This window comes from Tardiphaga robiniae (assembly GCF_001618955.1).
Lineage (GTDB): Bacteria > Pseudomonadota > Alphaproteobacteria > Rhizobiales > Xanthobacteraceae > Tardiphaga > Tardiphaga robiniae_A.
Window position 1 is genome coordinate 245,457 of record NZ_LVYV01000055.1, and the last position, 13,384, is coordinate 258,840.

Genomic DNA, 13,384 nt, shown 5'->3' on the forward strand with positions numbered 1-13,384 from the left:
TTTCATTGCATTGGTAGGGTCTGGGCTATGCTCGACGTCTCGCGGCATATCGCCGAACCGAAGACCACCACAGCCCGCTCGATACCCTCCGGCGTTTTTTCTTGGGTTCCCTTGAACCTTTTAGCTAAATCCATCGTACCAACTTACGCTGGGGATTTGAGGCCCAGTGTTGAACCAACGTCGCCGGGGCGATCATACTCCGCTCAGGGCGACGTTGCGCGTGCGGTCTCCACCCGCCCTCACTTGCGGGCTTTTGCAGGGCCGCACGCCATCGGGTAGAGTGGCGGGATGACGAATACAAAAGCATGGCAGTCCAAGCTGCTCGACGAACCCAGGATCGGCTTTGTTGAAGAGCACGGTTCGCGCGCGGCCAATGCCGAGCGCGCCATGGTCGTCGAGCGCCGGCACAAACCGACGGCATCCCCTCGGACGACTCCGAAACACGATCCTCTGGCGAAGATCCTAAACGAACCGCGCGTGGGCTTCGATACTATCCATCGATCCGCCTCAAGGTCGCCAAAATGAAAGGGCCGCCACTGAGGCGGCCTTACGGAGGGGTAAGGTATGCCGAATTGGCTAGGGCTGCTTCGAGTTGACACCTTGCGTGGAATGGTACCGGCGGGATTTTTCGGCGGACGCCGTCGACATCGTGGCGCCAGCGAGGAGAAGCCGCAGCGCCGAAGGTGCCGGCCCGCATGCCCCCGATAAGAAAACAAACGAAGCAAGCCCTTACCGGTCGCCCTCGCGGGCCTGGTGACGGGCCGTAACTTTCGGCCCCAGGCGCAGATGTCCAGCGAAGTTTGATCGGCAAAAGTCAGCTTGGCTAAGACATAGCCGCCCAGATCAAAGACCAGCGACTCATTGGAGCCCTTGAAGCGCACCACCGCGTTGCCGTGCTGGTGAGTGACGTTAACGTGGTCACGAGAATATCCAGTGATGGCGGCGTGATGTCACGGCGGAAATCATCAGGGTGAAACGGGAGGCCAAAATCGCAGCAATGCTGAGACTAACAGTAGGAGTAAACCCGCGCCCATTATCCTTCGCCTGCCATCTACCGCCGCGATGGCCCGCAGCACAATCCATGATCCGATGAGCCAACCAAACGCTTCGCGGACGCCTTGCGCTCTATCTAAAACTCTCGCCACTGCAGATTCATCCCTGTCCACCATCGCCTCCCACGTTATAGGAACATAGTCTGAACGAAGTGTGTTCAAATTATGGGCTTATCATCCTATTTTGATACGAAAGACGCCGTCGGATCAGCGACAGGGCGAATGTCAGCCTCTTGGAGTTCCACTGCAACTGGGCGACGTCGAACCTTCCAGCCTCAGTGGCGACCAAGGGGAAACGCGATCACCCCTCACCCGAGCGCCCACTATGTCTGCGACCCTGCCGCTACGCCTGTCCCACTTCCGCATGCTGGCTGTGGCCGCGCTGATCGCCGGCATCGGCGCGACGCAGGTCACAGCCGCCATGCCGACGCCAATCGGCCCGGCGGGCGATTATGACATCTGCCTGGGCGACACCGACGACAGGGCCATCGCCGCCTGCAATCGTGCCATCGAGCGCAATCACTATCGCGGCGAGGAACTGGCGATGCTCCATGTCAGCCGTTCGGTCGGCTATCTGCTGTCGGGCGATCCGGATGCCGCCATTGTCGATGCGGATGTTGCGATCATGTTTGATCGCGCTCTGGCGGTCGCGTTTTGGAGCCGGGGCAGCGCCTGGCAGAACAAGAATGAGCCTGTGCGCGCCATTGCCGATTTCAGCGAAGCCATTCGCCTCGATCCCGCGGATGCGTCATCGCTGATCCAGCGCGGCATCGCCAGGGAACAGATCGGCGATACCGCCGGCGGCGCCCGCGACCTCGCCGAAGCCACGGGCATCGATCCGCAGCTGACGGCACGAAAATACGTCAGGAAGTGACGGCGCTCATCCTCTCCGACTGATGTGTCGTTGCATCCGTGATGTCAGATCGCCGTGCCCGGCCGTGCAAGCCCGAACAGCGGCTCCATTGGCTCGAGGGGGCCCCTGCGGCGCCGCGCATCGACATCCGTCAGCGATCGCGGTGGACGTCCCAGTAATTGGTCACGCCTTCTTCGTGATTCCTGCCGCTGGGCGGCGCTCGCGGCGTGTGCAGGAAGGCGCGATACAGAACGGCGAGGATTCCGATCAGCAGCAGCAGCGGCAAGACCCAGTCTGGCATTGGCGTATCTCCTCAGGTTTCCGGCCGACATCCAAACAGCAGCTCCATCGGCTGACCGTCGAGATCGCGCAGATCGTGAGTAGCGCCAAGCATCACCAGCGCATGATGCAGCAGGCCGAACGGATCGGCGGGAATCCTGAGGCCGAGTTGCTGCTGCAACAAACGGGCGATTGTCGGCGATCGCCGGGTCGTTATCGATCGCTGCCGCGTCCAGCTCCGCGCCGTCCTCGGCGATTATTTCGCGCATATCGGCCAGGTCGCCGCTGGCGGATGACGCGATCTGCTCCCACCAGGGATGCGCGCGATAAACTCATGCAGGCTGGCCGCCACAATGAGGGCCTGCCCTTCGCTCGTCAGGTGCAGCACATGGTTGATATCACCGACCAGCGCGAAGACGCCGCCAGATCCGTTCTGGCCGACGACCTCAAATGGCTCCAGCACCGAGACATCCATCCAGACCGGACCATGGGACTTGTTGTCCTCGACGGTGAATTCGAACGGCCACAGCCTGTCGCGCATCGCCTGGCTCGCGCCAAGCATCGCCGGTGTCACACTCATGGCAATCGCTCGGTCGGCATCGCCGCCGCGCGACCAGGCACCAGGCGCGGTGGAGCAACAAGGCGGCAAATGCGATGACGATTACGGCCAGCAGGCCGAACGCCTGACGCGGTCGGCGCCGGACGACGACAGTCCCACGACAAGCGCGCCAATCACAAGGCAAACCAGCCCCACCACTTCCCCGACGAACGGCCATTTCGCTGTCGTCAAATCGGAGACGAATTCGACAGCGATATCGATGAGCAGCTCGACGATCAAGGACATAATGACGGTACCAATTCAGCGACGTTGCCGGTTAGGCGTCGCAGCACAGTCTTTGGTTCAAGAGGTCGCCGGCCCGCTCAGGGCATGGCGGTCGGGTCCGCCGGCGCGGTGATCTCGATCAACTCCACCGGCCCGCCCGGCAGCGCGTCATCGAACACGCCGATCACCAGCCGACCGGTTTTCCAGGCATAAGTGTCAAGATTACTGCGGCCCTGTTTCAGCAGCGGCCCATCGGCATGGCGGTCATGGCCGTGCACCACATGGCGCGCGCCCTCACCTGCATCATGGCCGGACGCGTCATCATCCGCATAGCGCTTGGTCATCAGCAATACGGGATCCTGCTGCGCCAACGGCAGCGCGGGATCGACGCCGGCATGGACATAGACGCGATGCGCATCCACGTGCCACAGCGGCCGGCCATCGAGCCAGTCGATGTCATGCACCGGCACATCGGCGATGTCGCCGCCATAGGATGCGAGCGCGGTATCGCCGCCCTTCGCGAGCCAGTTCGCCACGGCAACATCGCCGCGCAAAACGCCGACCATCAGCGCATCGTGATTGCCCTTGAGCATCGCCAGCCGCAGACCCGGCGCCACCCCTGCCCGCAAACGCGCAATCACGCCGCGCGAATCCGGGCCCTTGTCGACGTAGTCGCCGAGCACGACGATGGTGGCTTCCTTGCCGCCGGCATGCGCCTCGATCCGCAACAGTGCCGCATCGAGCAGATCGCGCCGGCCGTGCAGATCGGGGATGACAAATGTTTGGGAACCCTCTCCGGCCATTGCGCGTTCCTGGCTTCGATCACAATAATCCACAGATGCGCCGCAGCCGTTTGCCGCGCAATTGTGCAAGATTGCCACGCAAACCTGACCACGTCACGATTAACGCAGAACAACATATAGTCTTGGTGCCCTGGCAATCTGCGACGACACGTCCGATGAGAACGCACTCCACGGAGAAGATCATGACGACACAGCTAGAAACCACCCGACAACGCGTCAAGCGGATGGTCACGCGCGAACTAGCCGCTTTCGAACGCCGAGAAAACGAGATCAATGCGGAAGAGCGCCGCGAGCGTGCCCGAGCGCTGGGCCTGCCGCTGTCGCTCTCAGAACGGATAAGGGACGATCGCCGAACTGGCGCGCGATCTATGCACTCCTCCGGCTAAATGCTCCCTCCAGCGGCCCGGTTCCCGGCTCCTCGCTCCTCGTTGAGCGTCACGAATTCAGCGCAGTTGCCCAGCCCGATATCGCAAGTTCCGCAGCGTCGAGCGAACGCACGGCGTTTGATCACCTAAACGGATCGATGCCGTCGCATGGGATGATGTAGCGACCTGTCCTCTGTTCCTCATGACTGCTTGGATTTCCATATTGGCTTATGTGAGTAGACCAGCTTTGTGATTTTGCCTTTCCCAGACTGATCTCTCGGAACCATTCCCCCGCCGCAGTCGTTACCTCCATTCACGCAAGCTTTGGGAGAACGACAATGAGACTGACCGATCGCGTCGCGTGTGCGGCCGTGATTGCCGTCCTGGGATCCTTTGCGGGATCGGCGGCCCAGGCTGACCAGACCTTCACGGGGGTCGTCACCATCCTCGATCGCACCACCAGCGAAGTGGTGATCAAGCAGGCGCCGGCTGGCGAAACCGTCGGCGCGAATACGCCGGGCGCGGTGGAAAAATTCAAGCTGCGCACGGTTCCAGAGTCGCTGCATGCAGGCGAGCGCGTCACGGTAACCTATACCGAGAGCAATGGCGTCAAGACGATCAGCAACGTGACCGAGAAGAAGGATTAAGCGATACGGGCGCATGATGCTGCTGCATGGGATGACATGCGCCCTGAATTCTTGGTGCGGACTGGTTAATCCTTCAGCACGAATTTCTTGCGGAGGTCCGTCGCCACTTCGTCGGCGAGTTGCTGCGCATAGGTGGCGTGTTTCGGCGCAGTGATGACCATTGGCCGCCAGCCGAGCAGGGCATCCCTGCGTACCGATACATAGACGCCGCCGACAACGATGCGCTGGGCGATCATTTCCTCAAGTTCGGCTTCGGTCTTTTCTTCTTTTCCCATAACCGACTTCCCGTGATGCGCTGAAGCACCCTCTAGCTAGGGAGGCGTTTCGGAAATGCAGTTCACAAGAATGAGAGACGCCAATATCACAAGGTCGCAGCCAATGCTGTCGCATGAAAACACTGTTGCGCTCTGAAGCCTCCGCAGCTGGCGCGCGGGTTCCGCGTGACGCTCAGCAATAGCCGTAGTAGCCGCAGCCATAGGGCGCGCGGTTATAGATCGTCTCGATCCGGCTGCCGTAATAGTTGTGGTAATAATAGGACGCCGGCTTGCCGTAATAGCCATGCACGATGGAGGGGATATAGACCTCCGGCGCATATTGCATGATCGGCTCTTCCATCGGCCGCTCATCCCTCACCACGACGGCGCGGCGGCTCTTCACCACCGGCTCGTCGAACAGGCGGCCGATGCGGCCTTGGCCGGCCATGTCAGCCGCCTGCGCGCCCGCGATCAGGGCAGCGGCTGAAATGGCCGCGGAAACGGCAAGGATGAGCAGGCGCAGCATATCGGAGACCCCCATGATTCGCGGGATCATAGCGGAGAACCTTTCACGGATATTAACCAGGGCTCCCTTGCGCGGCGCTTGCTTGCACAGGCCTGCGATCAAAGCGGCGTGCCCCAGGCGCGTGCCGTCTGCAGGATCCAGTCGCGATACAGCGTCAGCGGCGTCACGCCGGTGAGGCCGCCGCAACCGGCACTGCTCTTGGCGCCGGTTGACCAGGACACCACGCCGATCACGATGTTGCGGCCATTTTGCTGTTGCAGCACGGGCCCGCCGCTGTCGCCTGTGCAGGCGCCGAGGCCGTCGCGTGTATTGTCGGTCGCGGGATCGACCAGGCGGATCTGCAATTTGCCGGGATGGCTGGTGGAGGTGAGCTGTGCCGCGCGCACGGTGCCGCCGCTCTTGCCGTCGCCGCGCGCGGCGACGCCGATGCCGGCCACCAGGTAGCTCTGCCCTGCAGCGAATGGCTCGGTGGGCACGCCGAGCGGCAGCGCGGTCTTGCCGGGCAGTGGCTCGGCGAGTTGCAGCAGCGCCACATCGGCGCTGGCGCGATGCGCCTTGATGCCCTCCGCATTGAACTGCGGATGATCGGCGACGCGTTTCACCGCCAGCAATTGCGGCTGCCGCTGGGCGTCATAGAGCACGATCTTGTAACTGGCGCCGGGCGTCACGCAATGCGCCGCCGACAGCACCAGGGTCGGTGCGATCAGCGCGCCGGAACAGAAATTGCCGCGCGAGCCGACAATGGTGATCACCGCGCGGCCGATCTCGTCATCGCGCACGCCGGCGCCGCCGACCAGGCATTGTGCGGCCGAAGAACCAAGGATCGAAAGCGCCAATGAAATCAGAATTGTAGAACGCATCCGCGATGTAGAAACCCGACGGCTCGTGCTGTCAAGAAACCTGTCATTGAAAGAAGGTCGTGCTGAGAGGCGTTCGCCGCTCGTCCAGGAAGGGCCCGTTCATTACAAGCGCGATGAACGTGTCCTTGAATTCGTCGACGAAACCCGGCCATTTCTTTTGAAGATATTCTAGCATTTCTCGGTTCGACAACATCGGAAAGATAAACTTCCAAGCGATTACAAAGTCGAGCACCGACTCAGCGTGACGCAAGGCAACCTCCGCCTGTCTTTCATTGCTCGCGCGAAGCAGGAGGCGCCGGGGTGCCCATTCAACGCCATGCGATGACGCCAACTCAATAAATTCTGCATGCGAGAGGATTTGTGCCACTTTTGCGAGAGTCTGCGACAAACGAGCGCGCCTCGCTTTGGCCTCCTCATCGGCTAACTTCGCTTTGACCGCACGATATATGCGTGCGCGGTCTCTTGCGATTTCACGTGTGCGGGGCATTGACGAGACCAATTCGTTCTCTGGAACACAGTGCAAGAAGTGGATCCAACGTCGGTGAGCGAAACGCCTCCATTCGCTGTAGACGCTTCCTTGAGATCGTGAGCCAAGACTCATTCGCCAGGAATAGAAGCGGTATAAATAGATAGTCCTCGACGACAGTGGACACTTGGTCGTGCACTCTCGCAGCCACTAGGATGTCCGGCTTAGCCCATGCCGATCGCTTAATCTGCCATTGATTTTTCCCGCAGCCGGGCGTCGCACATCCAGCAACAACAGCCAGCACCAATTCCTGGTTGATCAGCATTTGAGAACTGCCCGAATGCCACTCAACCTGGCACCCCTCCGCTTTGAGCTTTGCTGATATCTGGCTCATAATGACAATCCGGGCCTGCGGGCTACGGCCACGACGAAATGGAGGCGCATAGCCGATCATTTGGTACGCTGCCGCTAGCCCACCGAAGTGCTCCTTGTATGTGTTCACACGAGGCATCACAGGTATCGAATCGATAAGAGCCGCGCTGATCCGCCCTCGACTGCACCAAATGGCAGTTAGCGCATCGAGCAACTCGCTGTCGCGGTAAGCTCGCGCATTGTAGACTAGCTGCTCCCGGGCTTGTCGGAATCGCTCCTTAGAAACGATGCCCTCGAATGCTCCGATTTTCTCGACCCATTCCGATCTAAAATTCTTTCTGCTCGGCGCGCCCAATTTTCTTGACGTTTTGTTGAACTGCGCACTTCCAATATATTTTTCGTTGGACAAAACCTCTCGTACGGAAACGTCGTTCCACTGACGTTGGGCGACGTTTGCAATCCCTTCTTCGTTCAGAAGTCTTGCGATACGGCTTAGCGAAAATTTCTGGTCTATGAAGAGTGAATAAATTCGATCGACAACCTCGATCTCTTCCGCTGGGCCGGGAACCAAGATCGTCCGGTCCGTCGAGAGCCTCTTTCGCTGGCCGAGCTTGAGGATGGTTCTTTGAGCCGACCCGTCTTCGATGAGACATCTTCGCAACCCGTAGCCTGGCGTAGAACCTCGATGAAAGCCATTCCTTACGGCTTTTGCCTGCCCCGCAAATACCTTCGCAGACAATTCCCGGCTGTACTCGCCGGCCATCGCTCTCTTCAAGTTTTTTAGGATTGTGGTCGTCAGGCTGCCGTCGTTGCTGAACTGTTCAGCACAGTATTCGACTGCCACACCATTGGATCGGCATATAAACTCATAGTAGGCACTCTCATCCGTATCTTGGAAGCGTCCCCATCGGCTGACGTCGTATATTAGTATGGTCCGAAAGTCGGCTGTGCCCGATCTCACATCACTAATGAGCGTCTGTAGCGCCGATCGACCATCGATTGTCACGCCGCTTCGACCAGCATCTTCGTAAGTTCGGACGATTGTCAATCCTCTGCGTGCCGCGTAGAGCGCAATCGCTTCCGCCTGTATCGCAATAGAGTGACGCTGCATGTCGGTGGACATACGAACGTACTGGACGGCTCTGTTCTCGGCGAGCAACATCACGGCAGCTTACTTGAAAAGCTCTGAAAAAATTGCCCCATGGTCTTGTACAATTCGGCGCCAATATTCAGAAAGTCATTCCCAATCTGAGAACCTGTAGCCTGAAGACCCTGCTTCCGACCGCTATGGAGCTCGTAGTCTAGTCGGAGCGCTCCGCAATCTCTAAGCGCTCACGGCTCGCTAGCCGAAGATGTCGCAAACCGAGCTGGCTCGCTGGGCCAAGGTCGAGCAACCGACAATGGTCCAGATGCCCGCCCGTATGGAACGCGGCATCAGGATAAATACAGGTCGCCTGCCGTGATGGTCGCTGATCAGAACGAGGACGGGAGCCGCGCAGAATAAGCAGAGCGCGAACACTGAAACGATGAGACTGACATACAATCCGACCAGCTCCAGTTGGACGTACCGTCCGACCAGAAATGGAATGACTGGCAGGATGATGGTGAAGCCAGCAACGTTGAGAGAAACCGATACGCCGACGATAGTCGTCCGGTTGGAAAAAAATGAACGCGAGTGAGCGGTCGCATGGATGGGGCCGAGCAATGCAATTCACTCCGGGTTATCAGGTTCACCCGGAGCGATCTATCGGCTGACAACCACACGGACGAACCTGTGGCACGACGGAAGCCGCATCAGAATCGTCGGGGATTCCCAGGTCCACAGATAGTCAGCGGAGCGAGGAGCAGAGCCTCCTAAACCGGAGGGGCGCGGGCCTACCGAGCCCGTGCCTGCCTTTCTCAACGCGGCTGGCGCCCGAGGTCATCTTGCCTCACGCCACCGACCTTTAATTTGACCGGCGGGCCACTCGGGTGGGCAGATCAACTACGGCTGTCGCCATGTTTACAGACCGGTCAGTGACGCCGCAGAGAGGTTCTTATCTGCCGGGAACGGCTAGCTTTTGCCCAGAGCCGATCGGCTAGGGCGCCGTTTTGATTCGTCAAAAAAATCGCGAATAGGGACCTCTAAAGCCTGAGCGACGTGCCAGAGACTAATTACGGTCGGATTGCGTTGCCCTTGCTCCAGACCGCTGACATAGGCGCGATCGACCCCCATTCGATTGGCAAGCTCCGCCTGAGACAGTTCGGCGGCAAGCCGTAGCCTCTTTACGTTATCGCCCACCATGCGCCGCACGTCATCTGACATGGGCCCAATGCGCCATAGTGTTGCATTTTAATGCGACGCATTATATTGCACATCCTACACATTTTTCCGCCTTGCTGAACCTTAGCAGCCCAAGAGTGGCCGGCTGGCTTCAAAATTTTAGGATGAGCTGAATGAAACTGCCATTAATGGTATTGTCGCTATTATTGATTCAGACTGCCTCCGCATCAGCAATAAGCCCCGAGGTTGTCAGCAATTTACAATGTTCACAGGTCACGCAAGGCGGCATTGCCCGACAATCGTGGTCCGCTGGCGGTGCTCCCTTCGGTGCGCCCCTGCCCGAATGGAACGCACCGGCATTCGATCAGCTCCGACATCGCATTTCGGAGTGCGCCAGCCGAGCGGGCCAAGATCCACGCGGATCGCTGGCCTATCTTCAGCGCCTCGAAGGCATGACGCGGCTCCAGAATGCTCAATCGGCCGCCGCTGGGGAGCGCGGACAACGGCGGGGGACGAGCCCGGACGTGGCCGCAGAGCGCGACGCCCGGTCGAGCGAAGACCGGCAACGCAGCCAAACCGCCTATGAACGCTTCGTCCAGCAGCGCGACCAGGAAGTCCAAGCGGCGAATTCGCCTGACACCAACGAACGCAGCCTAGTCGCCAAGGTCGAGACCTTCACTTTACAGGACGAACTGAAGGCTTTTTGCAATGGCGTTTGGCGCTCTCAACTTCCCGAGAATACCCGCATCAACGTTATAGCCAACTGCAAAAGGCGACTGCAGCTCATGGCGATCGACGATCAGAAGGACGCCGAAACTCGCCAGATGGAGGCATCAGGCGAACTGTTGCCAGAGCTGATCCAACAACTAAAACAGATGCCCGACAATGAGGATACTCTACGTCAGTTGCAGAATTTGAAATCTGACAATCACTACCGGCTGCCAAGCCTCAGCTTTCCCGACCAAAACAAATATCTTCAGGCTATCGACAGCCGCCTCGCGCAAATCAGCACCAAGCGCTTAAATGACAAATGTGCGGTGGTGACATCCAAGATCTCCGTGCCCAATGGGATACGGGATGCGGTCGTTATCGATGGCCTAGATGGCGTTTCATTGGCCTACTTCCTTTGTGGACCGGTTCTTACCACCGACAAGGTATCCATCACCCTCAGGCAAGACGACGTTGTCGACGTCAAAGTAGGTTCATTCACGCTGACCTTCGCAAGACGGCGCTATCTCAAAGATCGAAAGATCGAAGTGGCCCTTAATTCGCCGATTCAAGGCGGCGTCAATGCCCTCATTCTGACGGGCGCTTCCAACGGAACCGACCAACTTGCGATTGGCAATCCCAATTTCTTCGTCGTGAACTTCTATTCGCAGTTCTCGCCCCAAGTGGACGCCCACCTATCGCAGCCTGCGCAATAGCAGCTTCCTCCGCATCCCAAGTCCCTGCCGCTTCTGCATCCCTTCAAGGCTTCGTTAGCAAGGAACAGGTGTTTTTGGTCGGAAGCGACGTGAGGGAGCCGCGCATTGCGTTCTGATCGCTAAAATTGCGACAAAAATGACACACCCAGTCTTTCTTCCGAAAAGCCCGCAATTTCTCGGGGCCTAAATTGAATCTATGGAGATCGCGCTCTTCGCCCGATCAGCCAACCATCTGCCGGCTCCATCATAGCGAGGACGTTTCGATGCCCATCTGGGAGATTGCCGCCTTTACCCACTGCGGCCGCGTTCGCACGTCAAATCAGGATGGCGTTGCAATCGACGACCGCCTCCTCGTTGGGGATATGGCAACGCCAACGAACGTTACGGTCAAGAAGGACCACTGTATTCTAGTCGTCGCCGACGGGATGGGTGGTCATGTCCATGGCAACAAAGCGAGCCGTGCTGTTCTTGATTGCTTGATCGCGAAGCGTGATCAAGCAATGCAACCTGCGACCTGTATCACCGCGATTCATGAAACCTGCGATCATCTCCATAAGCTGATGGAGACTGACCCGACCACGCTAGGTATGGGGGCCACCGTGGCGGGCGCCCTGCTCTCTCCCGCTCAGTTGCTCATCTTCAATGTGGGCGACGCAAAAGTCTTTCTGCACAGTCACGACCATCTGATTCAACTCAGCCACGATGACATACCTCCGGCCGACCTGAGCCGATCTGGACACCGCATATCCCATGTAGTCACGCAAGCGATCGGCGGGTCCGCATTTCCTTTTCCAATCGACCCGCATGTCAGTGTCGAGCCAGCATTGAGGCGCAACGAAACGCTTCTGCTCTGCAGCGATGGACTGACCGACATGGTCGCGCATCATCAGATTCAGGACACGCTAAGTCGCACGGCAAACGTAGAAACGGGAACACGCTCCCTCGCCGCTCAAGCCTTTCGCGCTGGCGCAGCCGACAATCTCTCGATCGTACTCGCTCGGTGCGGCTCGCCAGACCACGTTCGCTCACACAATTAACCGCAGATCAAAGAGTAAGGGATGACATGGCCACAACTCGGATAGCTCTTCCACGCGCAATGCATCTTTTTCAAATTTTCCTCATCCAATCGCACCGAACGCCCGTGCAAATCTTCATGCGCCTATCAACAATCGCGCTACTCGCAATGGCATTTTCATTCGTCAAACTATCGACGCCCGCGTTTGCCGACAATGAAAGTAAAGTCCTGCCGATACAGATACTCGTAAGAGGTCCGATGGGGATGATTGCTACCGGCATTAGCATTGGTGAGCTCAAGCAAGACTGTGAATATCGGAAGGGAGAATATGCCTTTGTCTACTCATCTTCGACGCTACTAACGTTCCGATGCATCGCCTATGATGTCGACCTTAAGCGTTTGGCAGGCCGCTCAATTGCGTTCACAAGCCTCGGTGTCAAAGCCGCTCTCGACTCCAGTGAAGTGCTGGCCGCGGTTGTCACTTATGACGACCGTGACCTGTCGGTGGAGGAAAAGGCGCTCTATTTTGCGAATCTCGCTAATTCATCTGCTGGCGACGCTGCATCACACGCGAAAAACCTGAAATCCGGCGAACTCACAATCGACGATATTTTGCGCGCTGAGGTGTGGATCCCTGATCAAGGCAGAGAATCACCTGCGGGCTTTCCCGTTCGCCGGATCGCGCAGGCGTGCAACGTTAGCCAAGGTGCTGTTAGCATATTTCAACCGAGCTTTACAAAGCTTGTCATTCGATGCCGTCTTCCAAAACCGCAAGGCGCCGTCCGAACTCCGATTTCCGCGGTCGTCCTTACGCCTACGGCAGCCGCGCCGAATGATCTCCGCCGGTTCCTCGTTGCAGGCACTGCTCACAACGATGGTGCCACGTCCAGTGACGTCGAGATCGCGCGCACAATGTCAATCATTGCAAAGATGAAGATCGATGACGAGACACCATCAGATATTGCGCCCGACGAAGGAGAAGAGCGCGATCAGGCAGCTGCGCACGGCGAGATTGGACTCGGTGATTTCATGGATGCCGAAGTCGTTTTACGCGAGCGAGGCAAATACGTTGGCCTCGGATTTCCAGTTCGCCGAGTGGCTCAGTTCTGCAGGGCGGGAAACGGCCGCTATCATCTTTTTCAGATTGATTTCACGCGAATGAGTATTCGCTGTCAGCTGCCGGACAAGGATGGCAAGCCGCCGCTCGTTGCGACCTACTCATTCGTCGTCATCAAAGGGAAAAAACCACGATGTCTCCTGGAGGACCTCAAATATGCGGGCCAGTCGGAAAATTCCGACGGGCGCCTAAACGCAATGTTGGCGATGAAAGCCCTCACGACCCTGGACGATAATTATCCGATTGAGCACCAATAACGCGGGAC

The 13,384-nt window shown here is 58.4% G+C and carries 18 protein-coding genes; 6 read left to right on the top strand and 12 right to left on the bottom strand.

The genetic code is table 11. The annotated features are described in order from the left end of the window. Window positions 1–1,377 precede the first annotated feature (1,377 nt). Window positions 1,378–1,926 (top strand): tetratricopeptide repeat protein, encoded by a 549-nt coding sequence (locus A4A58_RS27815; RefSeq protein ID WP_139069960.1) that lies wholly within the window; start codon window positions 1,378–1,380, stop codon window positions 1,924–1,926. Between the two features lie 130 nt (window positions 1,927–2,056). Here the strand turns inward: A4A58_RS27815 and A4A58_RS30975 are convergent, their stop codons facing one another. The 5 genes from A4A58_RS30975 to A4A58_RS27830 all read right to left on the bottom strand — a co-directional run bounded on the left by A4A58_RS30975 (window position 2,057) and on the right by A4A58_RS27830 (window position 3,810). Beyond that, entirely contained in the window at window positions 2,057–2,206 is a 150-nt protein-coding gene (locus A4A58_RS30975) for a hypothetical protein (RefSeq protein ID WP_158005751.1), read from the bottom strand. 12 nt (window positions 2,207–2,218) lie between these two features. Beyond that, complete coding sequence (locus tag A4A58_RS30980; RefSeq protein ID WP_204378215.1) at window positions 2,219–2,368, bottom strand: hypothetical protein; 150 nt, start codon at window positions 2,366–2,368, stop codon at window positions 2,219–2,221. A gap of 72 nt (window positions 2,369–2,440) precedes the next feature. Next, window positions 2,441–2,764 (bottom strand): hypothetical protein, encoded by a 324-nt coding sequence (locus A4A58_RS27820; RefSeq protein ID WP_068738371.1) that lies wholly within the window; start codon window positions 2,762–2,764, stop codon window positions 2,441–2,443. Window positions 2,765–2,845: 81 nt separating this feature from the next. Beyond that, window positions 2,846–3,028: a hypothetical protein gene (locus tag A4A58_RS27825; protein ID WP_068738373.1), complete on the bottom strand. Its 183-nt coding sequence runs from the start codon at window positions 3,026–3,028 to the stop codon at window positions 2,846–2,848. 77 nt (window positions 3,029–3,105) lie between these two features. Further along, entirely contained in the window at window positions 3,106–3,810 is a 705-nt protein-coding gene (locus tag A4A58_RS27830; protein WP_068738375.1) for a metallophosphoesterase, read from the bottom strand. 182 nt (window positions 3,811–3,992) lie between these two features. On the opposite strand from A4A58_RS27830, the gene A4A58_RS27835 reads away from it, so the two are divergent. Together A4A58_RS27835 and A4A58_RS27840 are read left to right on the top strand one after the other, a co-directional pair. After that, entirely contained in the window at window positions 3,993–4,196 is a 204-nt protein-coding gene (locus tag A4A58_RS27835; protein WP_139069961.1) for a hypothetical protein, read from the top strand. Between the two features lie 317 nt (window positions 4,197–4,513). Continuing rightward, window positions 4,514–4,822, top strand: coding sequence for a hypothetical protein (locus A4A58_RS27840; RefSeq protein ID WP_068738379.1), 309 nt, complete (start codon window positions 4,514–4,516; stop codon window positions 4,820–4,822). A 65-nt stretch (window positions 4,823–4,887) separates the two neighbouring features. Here the strand turns inward: A4A58_RS27840 and A4A58_RS27845 are convergent, their stop codons facing one another. From A4A58_RS27845 to A4A58_RS27875, 7 genes are all read right to left on the bottom strand, one after another. After that, a complete protein-coding gene (locus A4A58_RS27845; protein WP_068738381.1) occupies window positions 4,888–5,097 on the bottom strand; it encodes a hypothetical protein in 210 nt (69 codons plus the stop codon). A 172-nt stretch (window positions 5,098–5,269) separates the two neighbouring features. Then, window positions 5,270–5,632 (bottom strand): hypothetical protein, encoded by a 363-nt coding sequence (locus A4A58_RS27850; protein WP_244499894.1) that lies wholly within the window; start codon window positions 5,630–5,632, stop codon window positions 5,270–5,272. A 68-nt stretch (window positions 5,633–5,700) separates the two neighbouring features. Next, window positions 5,701–6,462, bottom strand: a complete 762-nt coding sequence (locus A4A58_RS27855; RefSeq protein WP_068738383.1) for a S1 family peptidase — start codon at window positions 6,460–6,462, stop codon at window positions 5,701–5,703. 43 nt (window positions 6,463–6,505) lie between these two features. Continuing rightward, window positions 6,506–6,850, bottom strand: a complete 345-nt coding sequence (locus A4A58_RS27860; protein WP_139069962.1) for a hypothetical protein — start codon at window positions 6,848–6,850, stop codon at window positions 6,506–6,508. Between the two features lie 82 nt (window positions 6,851–6,932). Next, a complete protein-coding gene (locus A4A58_RS27865) occupies window positions 6,933–8,462 on the bottom strand; it encodes a recombinase family protein (protein WP_068738387.1) in 1,530 nt (509 codons plus the stop codon). Window positions 8,463–8,642: 180 nt separating this feature from the next. Next, window positions 8,643–9,005 carry a hypothetical protein gene (locus A4A58_RS30985; RefSeq protein ID WP_068738389.1) on the bottom strand — a complete coding sequence of 121 codons (363 nt, stop codon included), beginning with the start codon at window positions 9,003–9,005 and terminating at the stop codon, window positions 8,643–8,645. Window positions 9,006–9,353: 348 nt separating this feature from the next. Beyond that, window positions 9,354–9,605 (bottom strand): helix-turn-helix domain-containing protein, encoded by a 252-nt coding sequence (locus tag A4A58_RS27875; protein ID WP_068738392.1) that lies wholly within the window; start codon window positions 9,603–9,605, stop codon window positions 9,354–9,356. Window positions 9,606–9,736: 131 nt separating this feature from the next. Between A4A58_RS27875 and A4A58_RS27880 the strand changes: the two genes are divergently transcribed. The 3 genes from A4A58_RS27880 (at window position 9,737) to A4A58_RS27890 (ending at window position 13,376) form a co-directional block, all read left to right on the top strand. Then, window positions 9,737–10,987, top strand: a complete 1,251-nt coding sequence (locus A4A58_RS27880) for a hypothetical protein (protein WP_139069963.1) — start codon at window positions 9,737–9,739, stop codon at window positions 10,985–10,987. A gap of 263 nt (window positions 10,988–11,250) precedes the next feature. Then, complete coding sequence (locus tag A4A58_RS27885; protein WP_068738396.1) at window positions 11,251–12,024, top strand: PP2C family protein-serine/threonine phosphatase; 774 nt, start codon at window positions 11,251–11,253, stop codon at window positions 12,022–12,024. A gap of 26 nt (window positions 12,025–12,050) precedes the next feature. Next, window positions 12,051–13,376, top strand: coding sequence for a hypothetical protein (locus tag A4A58_RS27890; protein WP_139069964.1), 1,326 nt, complete (start codon window positions 12,051–12,053; stop codon window positions 13,374–13,376). Window positions 13,377–13,384: the final 8 nt, after the last annotated feature.

Excerpts from the sequence above, each read along its gene's own strand:
- A4A58_RS27885 (WP_068738396.1), top strand. The coding sequence starts at position 11,251 with ATGCCCATCTGGGAGATTGCCGCCTTTACCCACTGCGGCCGCGTTCGC.
- A4A58_RS27855 (WP_068738383.1), bottom strand. The coding sequence starts at position 6,462 with ATGCGTTCTACAATTCTGATTTCATTGGCGCTTTCGATCCTTGGTTCT.
- A4A58_RS27825 (WP_068738373.1), bottom strand. The coding sequence starts at position 3,028 with ATGTCCTTGATCGTCGAGCTGCTCATCGATATCGCTGTCGAATTCGTC.
- A4A58_RS27875 (WP_068738392.1), bottom strand. The coding sequence starts at position 9,605 with ATGTCAGATGACGTGCGGCGCATGGTGGGCGATAACGTAAAGAGGCTA.
- A4A58_RS27820 (WP_068738371.1), bottom strand. The coding sequence starts at position 2,764 with ATGAGTGTGACACCGGCGATGCTTGGCGCGAGCCAGGCGATGCGCGAC.
- A4A58_RS27840 (WP_068738379.1), top strand. The coding sequence starts at position 4,514 with ATGAGACTGACCGATCGCGTCGCGTGTGCGGCCGTGATTGCCGTCCTG.
- A4A58_RS27815 (WP_139069960.1), top strand. The coding sequence starts at position 1,378 with ATGTCTGCGACCCTGCCGCTACGCCTGTCCCACTTCCGCATGCTGGCT.
- A4A58_RS30975 (WP_158005751.1), bottom strand. The coding sequence starts at position 2,206 with ATGCCAGACTGGGTCTTGCCGCTGCTGCTGCTGATCGGAATCCTCGCC.
- A4A58_RS27890 (WP_139069964.1), top strand. The coding sequence starts at position 12,051 with ATGGCCACAACTCGGATAGCTCTTCCACGCGCAATGCATCTTTTTCAA.
- A4A58_RS27830 (WP_068738375.1), bottom strand. The coding sequence starts at position 3,810 with ATGGCCGGAGAGGGTTCCCAAACATTTGTCATCCCCGATCTGCACGGC.
- A4A58_RS27880 (WP_139069963.1), top strand. The coding sequence starts at position 9,737 with ATGAAACTGCCATTAATGGTATTGTCGCTATTATTGATTCAGACTGCC.
- A4A58_RS27850 (WP_244499894.1), bottom strand. The coding sequence starts at position 5,632 with ATGATCCCGCGAATCATGGGGGTCTCCGATATGCTGCGCCTGCTCATC.
- A4A58_RS27845 (WP_068738381.1), bottom strand. The coding sequence starts at position 5,097 with ATGGGAAAAGAAGAAAAGACCGAAGCCGAACTTGAGGAAATGATCGCC.
- A4A58_RS27835 (WP_139069961.1), top strand. The coding sequence starts at position 3,993 with ATGACGACACAGCTAGAAACCACCCGACAACGCGTCAAGCGGATGGTC.
- A4A58_RS27865 (WP_068738387.1), bottom strand. The coding sequence starts at position 8,462 with ATGTTGCTCGCCGAGAACAGAGCCGTCCAGTACGTTCGTATGTCCACC.